Source organism: Nonomuraea sp. NPDC051941 (genome assembly GCF_044593615.1).
Genome location: NZ_JBIUCF010000013.1, coordinates 83318 through 95765 on the forward strand (window position 1 = coordinate 83318; position 12448 = coordinate 95765).

The 12448-nt window shown below is 70.8% G+C and carries 13 protein-coding genes; 4 read left to right on the plus strand and 9 right to left on the minus strand.

Annotation, left to right across the window (positions count from 1 at the left end; translation table 11 throughout):
- Positions 1-28: 28 nt before the first annotated feature.
- From ACIHFD_RS22635 to ACIHFD_RS22660, 6 genes are all read right to left on the minus strand, one after another.
- Entirely contained in the window at positions 29-940 is a 912-nt protein-coding gene (locus ACIHFD_RS22635) for a hypothetical protein (protein ID WP_397368571.1), read from the minus strand.
- Complete coding sequence (locus ACIHFD_RS22640) at positions 937-1257, minus strand: PadR family transcriptional regulator (protein ID WP_355193748.1); 321 nt, start codon at positions 1255-1257, stop codon at positions 937-939. The genes ACIHFD_RS22635 and ACIHFD_RS22640 overlap by 4 nt, the downstream gene beginning before the upstream one ends.
- A gap of 77 nt (positions 1258-1334) precedes the next feature.
- A complete protein-coding gene (locus tag ACIHFD_RS22645; protein ID WP_397368572.1) occupies positions 1335-3845 on the minus strand; it encodes a glycoside hydrolase family 9 protein in 2511 nt (836 codons plus the stop codon).
- A gap of 97 nt (positions 3846-3942) precedes the next feature.
- The gene (locus ACIHFD_RS22650) at positions 3943-4536 is read right to left on the minus strand and encodes a GNAT family N-acetyltransferase (RefSeq protein ID WP_397368573.1); all 594 of its coding nucleotides are present in this window, start codon (positions 4534-4536) and stop codon (positions 3943-3945) included.
- A gap of 22 nt (positions 4537-4558) precedes the next feature.
- Positions 4559-6034 carry an APC family permease gene (locus ACIHFD_RS22655; protein ID WP_397368574.1) on the minus strand — a complete coding sequence of 492 codons (1476 nt, stop codon included), beginning with the start codon at positions 6032-6034 and terminating at the stop codon, positions 4559-4561.
- 26 nt (positions 6035-6060) lie between these two features.
- On the minus strand, positions 6061-6693 hold the full coding sequence (locus tag ACIHFD_RS22660; RefSeq protein WP_397368575.1) for a GPP34 family phosphoprotein: 633 nt from the start codon (positions 6691-6693) through the stop codon (positions 6061-6063).
- Positions 6694-6957: 264 nt separating this feature from the next.
- Here ACIHFD_RS22660 and ACIHFD_RS22665 point away from each other — a divergent pair, with 264 nt between their 5' ends.
- On the plus strand, positions 6958-7752 hold the full coding sequence (locus ACIHFD_RS22665; protein WP_397368576.1) for an N-acetylmuramoyl-L-alanine amidase: 795 nt from the start codon (positions 6958-6960) through the stop codon (positions 7750-7752).
- Here ACIHFD_RS22665 and ACIHFD_RS22670 read toward each other — a convergent pair.
- Entirely contained in the window at positions 7733-8392 is a 660-nt protein-coding gene (locus ACIHFD_RS22670; protein WP_397368577.1) for a TetR/AcrR family transcriptional regulator, read from the minus strand. The genes ACIHFD_RS22665 and ACIHFD_RS22670 overlap by 20 nt on opposite strands.
- 103 nt (positions 8393-8495) lie before the next feature.
- Between ACIHFD_RS22670 and ACIHFD_RS22675 the strand changes: the two genes are divergently transcribed.
- Entirely contained in the window at positions 8496-9596 is a 1101-nt protein-coding gene (locus ACIHFD_RS22675; RefSeq protein WP_397368578.1) for a serine hydrolase domain-containing protein, read from the plus strand.
- Positions 9597-9613: 17 nt separating this feature from the next.
- Here ACIHFD_RS22675 and ACIHFD_RS22680 read toward each other — a convergent pair whose 3' ends face one another.
- Positions 9614-9799, minus strand: coding sequence for a hypothetical protein (locus tag ACIHFD_RS22680; protein WP_345000866.1), 186 nt, complete (start codon positions 9797-9799; stop codon positions 9614-9616).
- Between the two features lie 162 nt (positions 9800-9961).
- On the opposite strand from ACIHFD_RS22680, the gene ACIHFD_RS22685 reads away from it, so the two are divergent.
- Together ACIHFD_RS22685 and ACIHFD_RS22690 are read left to right on the plus strand one after the other, a co-directional pair.
- A complete protein-coding gene (locus tag ACIHFD_RS22685; protein ID WP_397368579.1) occupies positions 9962-10903 on the plus strand; it encodes an NAD(P)H-dependent flavin oxidoreductase in 942 nt (313 codons plus the stop codon).
- Positions 10904-11042: 139 nt separating this feature from the next.
- Positions 11043-11861: an SAM-dependent methyltransferase gene (locus tag ACIHFD_RS22690; RefSeq protein ID WP_397368580.1), complete on the plus strand. Its 819-nt coding sequence runs from the start codon at positions 11043-11045 to the stop codon at positions 11859-11861.
- Here ACIHFD_RS22690 and ACIHFD_RS22695 read toward each other — a convergent pair.
- Entirely contained in the window at positions 11851-12423 is a 573-nt protein-coding gene (locus ACIHFD_RS22695) for a hypothetical protein (RefSeq protein WP_397368581.1), read from the minus strand. The genes ACIHFD_RS22690 and ACIHFD_RS22695 overlap by 11 nt on opposite strands.
- Between the last annotated feature and the right edge of the window lie 25 nt (positions 12424-12448).

The following is a 12448-nucleotide window of genomic DNA, read 5'->3' on the forward strand; positions in this document are numbered from 1 at the left end:
AGACCATACTCCGTTTAACGGAGCATGGTCAATCCAGGCAGTGCCGCCGCTTCCGGAACGGCACGGAGGCGGCCCCGAGGGCCAGCACGGCCAGCACGCCCCAGTAGGCCAGGTGCTGCCTGGTCAGGGAATCGGCGTTCATGGACAGCTCGACCGATCTCACCAGCAGGTAGATGCCCGACGCGAGCGCCCACCGGTGGTCGCGCGCCAGATAGCAGCCCGCTATGGCCAGCCCGAACACCGCCGCCTCCGTCGCCAGCCGGCTCAGGCTGAGCGGATACCAGGTGCCCTCCTCCATCCATTGGGGGCCCGCCCACGCGACGGCCACCACGGCCGCCGGCCACCACCATGACCGGATCCGCGGCGTCTCCCGCCTTCTCGCCATGAGCACCAGCAGCCCGAGCAGCACCACCGCGTACCCGAAGGCCACGGCGAAGGGGCTGCTGTCCTGGAACAGGGCACGCCCGGTGAGGACCGACGGGTACACCGGCATCAGCGTCGGCTCGAACATCTGCCAGCCACCCGCGACCGCGACCGCCTTCACACCCGCGACGAGCGTGAGCGGGAACGCCACCGGCAGCCGTCCGCGCAGGACGGCCAGCAGCGCGAGCGCCGACAGCAGCGTCCACAGCGGCACCGCGCCCGCGTAGGGGAGCAGTGCCGCCAGGTTCGCGGCGGCCACGGCCGTGATGCCCAGGTGTAGGCCGTCCTCCCACGCGCTGCCCGTCGCCAGGTGGACGATCCGGCTGCGCACGCCGCCCACCAGCAGGCCCCACGCCTCCTTGGGCACCGGGACGTTCCTGCCGGGGCCGGCCGACTCCAGCAGGACGTCGACCAGCTCGTCGCCGTGCGCCGCGCGATACTGCCTCGGGTATGCCCGCAGTAACCGGCGGTAACGCCGTTCGAGGGACGTCATGGGCTGGGGCACGGTGGCGGTCATGTGATGGGGCGCAGCACGAGGGAGGCGGCCTCCTGCATGCGCCTGGCCTCGGCCTCGACCAGGGTCCGTCCCTCGTCGGTGATCCGGAAGTAGCGCCTGTTGCGGCCGTTGACCGTCTCCTCCCGGTCCACGGTGATCACGCCGCGCTCGTTCAGGCGCTCCAGGATGCCGTAGAGGGTGCCGACCGACGGCTGGACCCGCCCGCCCGACAGTTCTTTGATCGACTTGCTGATCGCGTGGCCGTGCAGCGGGCCGGCGCGTAGGGCGGCGAGCACGAAGAACATCGGCTCGCTGACTTCTGAGGTTCCCCTGGGCATGGCCCAGATTATTCCGTTCAACGGAGCGTCCGCAACGTCCGGCGGCCTCTCGCGGAGAGGCCGCCGGACGGGCGGGGTCATCCGCAGCGCTCGCCGTTCAGGTGGAAGACCTCAGGGGACGGGTTGGGGCCCGAGGGGTTCGTGGCCACGAAGCCGAACGTCACGGACCTGCCCGGCTTGATCTTGCCGGAGCTCGTGGCCGTCACCACCGAGCCGGACTGCGACAGCGCCGCGCCCCAGTCCTGCCGGACGCGCTGGCCGCCAGGGAAGGACCAGCGCAGGGCCCAGCCGTCCACGGTCTGCCTGCCGGTGTTCTCGATCACGATCTGGCCGGTGAACTGGCCCGAACCGTGCGCCGTGTAGCGCACCCGGCAGTCGGACCGCCCGCTCTTGTCGGCCAGGAACGCGGAGACCCAGGCCAGCGGGGAGTTCCAGTTGATGGTCAGCTCGTTCGTCGCCCACGACTCGATGTCGTCGATGTAGCAGAACTGCGGCTTGCAGCCCTTCAGCAACCGCTGCGCGAGCGGGTCCTGGATGCCGGAGTTCGGGCCGCCGGCCAGCGTGCCGCGCGGCGGGTTGGGCAGCGCCGGGTCGAGCTGGTGGGAGTACCAGCGGCTGTGCTGGTTGTGCGAGGCCACCTCGCCGTAGCCGGTCACGTACGACTGGTTGAGCGCGTTGCGGCCGAGAATATAGTCCATGCCCTCGCGCACGGCCGCCCGGTACTTCTCGTGGCCGGTCAGGTCGTACGCCGTGGCCAGGACGACCAGGTTGTTCAGCACCAGGTTGTTCGAGCCCCAGTCGAAGTCCGGCGGGTTGTACGGCAGCCCGTACGGGTGCGCCCGCTGGACCGCCAGATACTTCTCGGCCCCCTCGACCACGGACTGCCGCACGCGCGCCCGGTCGGGGAGCGCGTTGGGCACCGTGGCCAGGTCGAGGCGGCCGAGCTGGGCGGTGTTGCCCCAGTCGAAGCCCCGGTCACGCCAGATGTCGCCCGTGTGGTGCGGCGAGGCCAGCACGAAGTCCTTGAACTCCTTCTCGCCCGTCGTGATGAACAGCTCCGCCGCCGCCCAGTAGAACTCGTCGCTCACGTCGGCGTCGTTGTAGGCGCCGCCGCCGGTGCCGTCGTTCGGGTCGGCGTACCTGGCCGGGTTGGCCTTGGCCGCGGCCCACGCCCTGCGGGCGGCCTTGAGGTTCCTGGCCGCGAACGCCGGGTCGTACGGGGCGAACAGCCTGGCCGCCTGGGCCGCCGTGGCCGCGAGGTTGAGCGTGGCGGCCGTGGAGGTGGGGTGCAGCTCGCGCGGCTGCGGGTCCAGGTGCGGCAGCAGCGGCAGGCCCGTCCAGCTCCGGTCGTGGATCTTGTGGTGGGCCATGCCCGCGAACGGCTTGCCCTCCGGCACCTGCATGCTCAGCAGGAACTCCTGCTCCCAGCGGGCCTCGTCCAGGATGTCCGGCCTGCCGTTGCCGCTCTCCGGGATGGCGAGCTGGCCGTCCTTGAAGGCCGCCCTGTCCCGCTCGTACGCGGCCATGAGCTGGTAGACCGAGATGCCGCCGTTGACGACGTACTTGCCGTGGTCGCCGGCGTCGTACCAGCCGCCCTTGACGTCGAGGGAGTAGTCGCAGACGCCGGGCTGGCAGGGGACGCTCACGTCGCCCTGGTTCGGCGCGACGCCGGCGTGCCCGGCGGGCCGGGCGTAGCCGGGCCGGAGGCTGTCGAGGATCTCGATGCCGCTGCGCTGGGTGTAGTAGAACTTCAGCGCGTCCGTGGGGAGCCGGTCGTAGATGTCCGCGGCGATGTCGAACGGCCGGCTCGTCTCACCGTCGGCCGTCAGCGTGTAGTCCTTGCCGGGCTTGCGGTAGGAGCCGAAGTCGAGCGTGTGCACGTTCTGGCCGGAGCTGGCGTCCACGCCTCTGGGGGTGGTCCGGCCCTTGGCGACCGTCTGCTTGTCGGCGTTCTTGAGCTCCCAGTCCAGGGCCGTGGTCGCGGCGGTGACCACGGTGGCGTTCTTGGGACCCTGGGGGAGGTAGCCGACCATGTTCACGCGGACGCGCGGGCCCGTGTCCGGCTCGTACACCTCGGGTTCGGCGCCGCCTTTGAGCGACACGTTGTCCATGCAGAACCTCCATGGCTCGGCGCTGCCGCCCAGTTGGAAGACGACCTGGGAGTTCGGCAGCGACACGGGGGCGGTGAACGTGTAGGAGTGGTCGTTGCCCGAGACGCTCAGCTCCGGGTTCGCCGACAGGTACTGCGTCCACGGGTCCACCGGGAGCTGGATCAGCGCCTTGCCGACCTTGGCGGGGGTCGCCGAGGCGCTGAACCGGTACGCGTACGTGTCGCCCGCCACCAGCGGGATGTCGTTCTGGCCGATGATCACGTCCCACGGGTTGGCGGTGCCGCCGGGGATGTCGGCGCAGAGCCGGCCCGCGTCTATGGCGACGGTGGTGTTGCCGGTGCTCCACCAGGGGGCGGTTCCGGAGTCGAAGGTGCCGTTCACGATCTGCTCGGGTCCCTCGTCCGCCAGTGCCGTCGTGGCGGGGGACAGGGCGACCATGGTGAGGAGGGCCAGTAAGGCGGCCCGGCTTCGGGTCATGGAGGTCCTCAGGGGTTGGGAGCGCTCCCAATCGGAGCCCTCCGATCCTCCTTTCCCGTCGCCGTCCCGTCAACGGCCTGCGGAAACTGTGAAACTTTCAGGCGGGGCGGCGCATCGGCCAGAACAGCGTCCCGTCCGGCAGCGCGAACGGCTCGCTCTGCCGGTAGCCGTGGCGCGCGTACAGGTCGCGGTTGCGCGGGTCGCTGGCCTCCAGGTACGCGGGCACGCCGCCCAGCCGGGCGTGCTGGTAGCGCAGCAGCGCCGAGCCGAGCCCCTCGTTCTGGCGGTCCGGGTGCACCGCCAGGAAGGCCAGATGGTGGTACGGCTCCGCCGGATGGTGCGCCTCGAACAACTCGTCGAGCACGCGGAAGCGCTCGACCCATTCGCCCGTCGTCTCGGCCAGGCGACGGTCGTAGTCGGGCGGCTCGGGCAGCGGCGCGGTGCGCGGGAACCAGACCGCCACCGCGGGCCCGTCGTCGATGAGGTGGATCTCCCCGTGCTCGACGGCGTGGTCGACGAGGATCCGGAAGTTGGCGGTCATGACCCGGTGCCGCTCCCTGCGCTCCGGCACGAGGTAGTGCACCACCCTCAGCCCGGAGAACGCGGTCGCGATGAGCTCCGCCACCCGTCCCGCGTCGTCCGCCGTCGCGTGGCGGATGACCGGCCGCATCGCCCACGTCTGCTGTTTCATCGCCCAGGCTCCTCTCGTTCTGTCAGATACCGTCCTGGGCGGTCGCCGCCTTGGCGCCCATCCCGACCAGTGAGTAAACGGCGGGTTGTCCGGCACGCAGGATGAACGCCCAAATCACCCCAATTACCGCAGCTACCCCGTAAACACCGGGCAGAATCCAGGTCAACGGATCACTCTCGGGTACGTTGAGCAGTGCGGCGAAGTTCGTCACCGCCAGCCACACCATCACGGCCAGCGCGAGCGCGGCGGGCACCGGAGCGATCACCCGCCGCGCGAGGGTCTCCCCGCCCGGCTCCCTGACGAAGAAGACGATCACCGCGACGGACGTCACGAAGATCAGCAGCAGCACCCCGAACCCGCCGAACGAGCCGCCGTAGAAGAACAGCTGCACCAGCGGGTCGAGCCCGAGCGCCGCGTAGACCAGGATGACCGCCAGCCCGAACACGCTCTGGGCGATCGAGCCCGCCTTGGGCGCTCCGCTGCGTGCCCGCGTCCGGCCGAAGACGGCCGGCAGCAGCCGCTCGCGCCCGAGCGCGAAGAAGTAGCGGGCGGTGGTGTTGTGGAACGAGATCATCGCCGCGAACAGGCTGGTCACGAAGAGCACCCTGGCGATGTCCACCACTGCGTCGCCCAGGTGCGCCCCGGCCAGCTTGAAGATGGTGTCGGCCTGGTCGCGGTTCGCGACGGCCACGATGTCCGCGGGCCCGGTGGCGACCGTCATCGCCCATGACGACAGCGCGTACACGGCCGCGATGATCGCCACGGCCGAGTAGGTGGCCAGCGGGACCGTACGGCGCGGCTCCCGGCTCTCCTCCGAGAACACCACGGACGACTCGAACCCGACGAACCCCAGCGTCGCGATCACCAGCAGCGCCCCCACGCCGGGCGCGAACAGCGCGCCCGGCGACAGCGTCTCCATCGAGAACCCGGAGGCCGCCGGGTGGGCCAGGTCCGCGAAGTCGAACAGCAGGATGACCGCCACCTCGGCGGTCAGCAGCACGGCCAGCAGGCGGCCGTTCACGTCCACCCGCATCAGGCCCAGGGCCGCGACCAGCGCCCACGCGACCAGCGCGACCAGCCACCAGGGTGGCGTGAGGCCCAGCCAGCGCTCCAGCAGCGGCGTGGCCGCCGTCCCGAACGCGCCGTACAGGCCCACCTGCAGCGCGTTGTACGCGATGAGCGCCACCCAGGCGGCCGCGATGCCCGCGGGCCGGCCCAGGCCGCGGCTGATGTAGGTGTAGAACGCGCCCGCGTTGGCCATGTGGCGGGCCATCGCCACGTACCCGACCGCGAAGACCGCCAGCACCACCCCGACCACCAGGAACGCGACGGGCAGCCCGGTGATCCCGGTGACCGCGTACGCGGTGGTGACCACGCCCGCGACGACGGTGAGCGGCGCCGCGGCGGAGAGCACGAAGTAGACGACCGAGGGCGCGCCCAGCCGGTCGGCGGCGAGCGCGCCGGCGACGAGGTCGGGCCCGGACTTCACGGGAAGCATCGGATTCCTCCGGGTGTGGGGGGTGTTCAGGTGCGGTAGGTCAGTACGGCGTCGCCGACGGCGGCGCTCACCTGGCGGCTCAGGTCGCGCAGTGGCTGGGGCATCGAGGCCGGCAGCGTGGTCAGGTACCGGCGGGCCACCCGCCGGTCGGCCGGATCGTCGAGCACAGTTTCCGTCATGTCGCACGCGTCCACCAGCGTGGCCAGCGCCATGTCCTGCGGCGACAGCGGCCAGTGCCGGACCAGCGCCAGCCGCAGCCGGGTCGCGGGCCACATGGCCTTGCTGAAGTCGGTGGAGAAGAACCGGGGCGGCTTGCGCCTGAGCAGTTTGGGGGCCTCGCGCTCCAGCAGTCCGGCGTCGACCAACCGCGCGCCCACGTCATCGACCGAGCGCTGCGCCAGATACGCCAGCCACGTGCGCACGTCGGTGTGGTGCGGCGAATCCCCGATATCGGCCAGCACCCGATTGGTCACTTTGTCCGTGACGTCCTCGGAGTCGATCACGTCCAGTCGCACGCCGCGCACGGCGATTCTCTGGTGCAGCACGAGTTCGCCGATCAGGGCACCCGCCAGGCCGAGCGCGACGCCCTGCACGTGGAGGCGGGGTTTGCCCGTGCCGGTCGTGTCCCATGAGACGAGGAAGAAATCATCGGCAAGCACCTTGAATCGGTCCGCTCACTATCGCCTTAAAAGGACAACCCGCTTTTGGTCGGCGGCGTTCGGCCGCCAGCGGAAATATCTACCAAGAACGTGATCGCCCGGGTAGGCCCATTTATCCCTAAGTCCGGAAAAATGGTGATTTTGGGTAAAGTGCCAGATAAAAAAATGAGGAATTCTCGGGTGCCGGAAACCTGTGCTGCGACACGAACGCGCAGGTCAGGCGGGTCTTGGGTTTGCCCTGCGGCAGCCGGTACGGTCGGGATCATGTGCGCGTACCGGACCGGATTCGTGGCGGTCGTCACGCTGGCCGCGCTGACCACGGCGTGCGGCACCGCCGTGCCCGTTTCGCAGGAGGCGGCGCTGCCCGCGGCGCCGTCCGCGAGCCGGACGCCGGCCGGAGGCGCGCTCTCGGGCAAGATCGTGGTGATCGACCCCGGCCACAACGGCGGCAACGCCGCGCACCCCGCGGAGATCAACCGCCCGGTCGACATCATCACCGGCAGGAAGCCCTGCAACACGACCGGCACGCAGACGAACGCCGGATACCCCGAACACGCCTTCACCTGGGACGTCGCCGGCCGGCTCAGGCCGATCCTGGAGAAGATGGGCGCCAAGGTCGTGCTGACCAGGCCCGACGACAAGGGCGTCGGCCCGTGCGTCACCGAGCGGGCCGCCATCGGCAACGAGGCCAGGGCGGACGCGGTCCTGTCGATCCACGGCGACGGCGCCGCGCCGAGCGGGCACGGCTTCCACGTGATCATGCCGGGGCTGGTCTCCGGGCACAACGACCAGATCATCAAGCCGTCCCGGCGCCTCGGGGTGGACATCAGGAACGCCTACCGGGACGGCACGGGCCTGCCGTACGCCACCTACACCGGCGTGGACGGGCTGCAGACCCGCACCGACCTGGGCGGGCTCAACCTCTCCGTGCGCCCCGCGGTGTTCATCGAGTGCGGCAACATGCGCAACCGCGGCGACGCGGCCAAGATGTCCGACCCCGGCTTCCGCGAGCGCATGGCCGTGGCCCTGGCCGCCGGGCTCAGGAAATATCTGACCTAGCCCCGTCGATCGGGGCGGCCCCGTACGCGCGCAGGAACGCGGCGACGGCGGACTCGGAGAGCCGTTCGAGGTCGGCCTCGGTGTAGTGGTCGCCGCCGCCCCAGAACATGACCTTGTTCACCGGGACCCACAGCAGCAGGCCCACGAAGTGCTGGGCGATCAGCTCGGGGTCGTCCGGGCGGAGCAGGCCACGGGTGGCCAGGCGGTCGAAGGCGGCGGCCAGGGTCTCCAGCGAGCGCTCGAAGCCCTGCTGGTACCAGGTGCGGCCGAGGTCGGGGAACCGGTCGGCCTCGGCGATCACCAGCCGGCGCAGGCGGAGCACGTCGGGCCGCATGAGCGCGCCGAGGAACTGGCGGGCCAACTCGCCCAGGTCCTTCGCCAGGTCCTCGCTGTCGTCGAGCGCAGCGGTGATGAGCTTGGCCAGCCCTTCGACCTGGGTCGTCGTGTCGAGGATGATGCTCGTGAACAGCTGCTCCTTGTCGGTGAAGTGCTTGTAGACGGTCTGCTTCGAGACCGACGCCAGCGCCGCCACCTCGTCCATGCTCGCGCCCACGTAGCCGTTGCGCAGGAACACCGGCCGGGCCGCATCCATGATCTGCCTGCGCTTGCGTGCCGTGCGGCCGTCCTCTTCCGGTGCCATGCCCATCCCTTCGCCCTTCGACGAGAACACAGTACTAGACAGTTCCGTACTTGTGTGGGTACGGTACCGTCTAGTTCCACCGATGAAAAGGACAGAGCAGGACATGAGTGATCTTCAGCAGCAGGTGCAGGAAGCCGCCGACGGGCTCGTCGAGTCAGGCGCGGAGCGCGGGCTCCAGGTGGCCGTCTATCGTGACGGCGTCCAGGTCGTGGATGTGGTGGCGGGCGTAGCCGACCCCGGGACCGGGCGGCCCGTCACGGCTGACACGCCTTTCTACAATTTCTCGATCGGCAAGGGCGCCACCGCGACCGTGGCTCATGTGCTGGCCGAGCGAGGGCTGTTCGGTTATGACACCCCGGTGGCGGAGCTGTGGCCGGAGTTCGGGCGGCACGGCAAGCAGGGCGTGACCGTACGCCACGTGCTGTCGCACACGGCGGGCGTGCCGGGGGTGCCGCTCGACACCACGCCTGAGGACGTCTGCGACTGGGACAAGATGGTCGCCGCGCTGGAGGACGCCGAGCTGTGGTGGGAGCCGGGCACGAAGGTGGGCTACCACGCGTACACGTTCGGGTTCCTGGTCGGTGAGATCGTCCGGCGGGTCACCGGCAAGCCCATCTCGCAGGTGCTGCTGGAGGACGTGGCGGGCCCGCTGGGTGTGGCCGACGAGCTCTACTTCGGGATGCCGGAGACCGAGCACCACCGGCTGGCCAGGCTGGAGGACGCGCCGGTGGACCCGGCGGCGTGGGGCGAGATGCCGGCGGACCTGCCGATGTTCAAGGCGGGGCCGATGACGCTGATGCCGACCGCCGAGCTGGGCAGCCGCGGCGACTACCTGTCCTCCGACATCCCCGCGGGCGGCAAGACCTCGGCCCGGGCCATCGCGCGGATGTACGCCGCGCTGCTCGGCGAGGTGGACGGGACGCGGCTGATCCCGTCCGGCCGGCTGCGCGAGGTGACGGCGGTGGCCTCCAGCGGGCTCGACGAGGTGTTCGGCATGCCGACGACCTGGGGGCTCGGGTACGGCATCGGAGGCCCGGGCTCGACCGCCGAGGCGAGCCCGACGGTGTTCGGGGTGCCCGGGGCGGGCGGCAGCGCGGCCTGGGCCGACACGGCGACCGGCACCGCGTTCGCGCTCACCAAGAACCGGCTCACCAACGACTTCGCGGCCGCGAGCCTGATCGGCGGCATCGTGACCGGTGCCTAGAACCTCCGGCCCGCCGGTCAGCCGTCGCGGCAGAGGGGCTTGCCCCCGACCACACAGGCGATGTCGTCGAGTTGGCAGCTGAGCAGGGTGCCGTCCATGCCGAGCACGAGCACGAGGTCGCGCCTGGAGGGATGTGCCAGCATGACCCTGCCGACCACGCCATTGTCCAAGATCACGGTCGGGCGGCCTGCCGCGTTGTCCATGCCCTCGTGACTCCTCTCCGCTGCGGAACGAAAGCCGTTCCCCACCAGGATGCACAGGTGTGTGCCGCGAGCGCATCGGTCATCCGGCTGTATTTTCCGGTCCGGGGGTCGGGAAGGCCTGGAAGACTGGTCCCAACAGGGGTTTTCTATGGGGAGATGACCTTGCGCACATGGCTTACCGAACGGTTCGGCCTGGCGGTGCCCGTGGTGGGGGCGCCGATGGCGGGGGTGGGCGCGGGCCGGTTGGCCGCCGCCGTCTCCGAGGCGGGCGCGCTCGGCATGATCGGGGTCGCCGCCGCGGCCACGGGTGAGTGGATCACCAAGGAGGCCGCCGTCGCGGGCGGCGGTCCGTACGGGATCGGGCTCATGGCCTGGGCGCTGGCCGGCAACCCGGCCCAGTTCGACGCCGTGCTCGAGCTCCGGCCCACGATCGTCTCCGTGAGCTTCGGGCCGTACGCACGTTATGTGGAGGAGCTCCGGCAGGCGGGCATCACGGTCGTCACCCAGGCGGGCACGACCGACGAGGCCCGCGCCGCCGAGCAGGCCGGGGTGGACGCGGTGGTGGCGCGCGGGGCCGAGGCGGGCGGTCACGGGCGCGACGCGGTGGGCACGCTGCCGCTGCTGCAGAGCGTGCTCGAAGCGGTGAGCGTCCCGGTGCTCGCGGCGGGCGGCATCTCGACCGCCCGCGGGCTCGCCGCCGTGCTGGCCGCCGGTGCCGCAGGGGCCTGGGTGGGGACGGCCTTCATGGGGTGTGCGGAGACGGCCCTGTCGGAGACGGCCACCGAGCGCCTGCTGGCGGCCGAGGAGACGGGCACCGCGTACGGGCGGGTCTTCGACATCGCCCAGCGCCTGGACTGGCCGCCCGAGTTCGGCGGGCGGGCACTGCGCAACGCGTTCTTCGACCGGTGGGCCGGGCGGGAGGACGAGCTGGCCGCGGACGACGACGCCCCGGCCCGGCAGGCGGCGGCGCGGGCCGAAGGCGACTTCGACACGGCCTGCATCTACGCGGGGCAGGCCGTGGGCATGGTGCGCGAGCGGCGCACGGCGGCCGACGTGGTCGCCGGCTTCGCCGCCGCCGAGGGGCTCCTGGCCCGCTTCTCCTGATCGGCGGGCAGGGCAGAACCTGTTCTGTTCGGGCTGCCCGTCCCGGCTTGAGGTTGCCTGCGTAATCTGCCCTATTACGTGCGGGACTGCCGAGTAGTATGGCGTTCGGAGTCGCACGCGTGGAAGGAGACGGCCCCCAGTGACCGAGCTAGAACGCGTTCCGCCCGGAGTGGACCCGACGGTTCCCAGCTCCGCCCGGGTGTACGACTATCTGCTCGGCGGCAAGGACCACGTCGCGGTCGACCGGGCAGTGGCGGAGAAACTCCTCGCGGTCGCCCCGGACACCCGTCTAGTTGCCAGGGCCAACCGCAGGTTCCAGGTCGAGGCCGTCCGCCATCTGGCGAAGCAGGGCCTGCGGCAGTTCATCGACCTGGGCACCGGCATCCCGACCTCGCCCAGCATCCACGAGACCGTCCGCTCGGTGAACCCGGCCTGCCGGGTGGTCTATGTGGACTACGACCCGGTGGTGCGGCTGCACGCGCAGGTGCTGCTCGCCGACTCGCCGGGCGTCGCCAGCATCCAGGCCGACCTGCGCCGCCCCGAAGACGTGCTCTCCGACCCCAGCGTCACCGGCCTGATCGACTTCGAACAGCCGGTGTGCGTGCTGATGGTCGGGGTGCTCCACTACGTCATGGACGAGGAGGACCCCGGCGGCATCGTGGCCGCCTTCAGGAAGCGCATGGTGCCGGGCAGCTGTCTGGTGGCCACCCACGGGATGGCGGAAAGCGCCCCCGAGGCGATCGCCCAGCTCACGATGGCGACGGCCGGCACCCCCGCGCAGGCGCGGTTCCGGACGCGGGACGAGGTGCTGGAGTTGTTCGACGGGTTCGAGCTGATCGGGCCGGGCCTGGTGCCCGTCCAGGACTGGCACATCGGCGACGACGAGCCCCACATCCCCCTTCTGGACGGCCCCCCGCAGCTGCGCATCGACGGCGGGGTCGGCCTGCTCAGAGCTTGATCCCCTCGATGATTTTCGACAGCTCGGGGACGAGGGGCGTGCTGGCCATCACGGTGACGACGACCCCCTTGCGCTCGACCCAGCCCGCGTACCGGCCGTCGCCGAGCGCGCCGTCACCCTCCTGGGTGAGCACCTGACGGCCGCCGATCTTCACGGTCTTGGTGTCGCCGGAGAACGTCCCCATGTCGAACGGCCCGTTCTTGAGCTGCGCCGGCTTGCTCGCCTTCGGCCAGCACACGACCCTGACCCAGAGTGAGCGCTGCTTGATGTCCGCGTTGGGGCGGTCGTCCCCCCACTGGTAGCCGTACTCGCTGATGCCGTCGTGCTTGCTGATGACGACCCCGCCGTACGTGAAGCCCTTCGGGATGTAGTTGACGCGGACCCCCTTGATGGCGGTGGCGCCCCTGGCCGGCTGGTCGACCTTGTCGTCGCCCGACCGCTTCACCTCCGCCTTCGTCGGGACGGGGCAGGCGGGGCGCTCCGCGGCCTGGGCGGGGAGGGCGATCAAGACCGCGGCGACGGGCAGCACGGACAGGGCGGCAAGCTGCTGAATCTTGTTCATGTGTGGGTTGGATGCGGCAGATGCG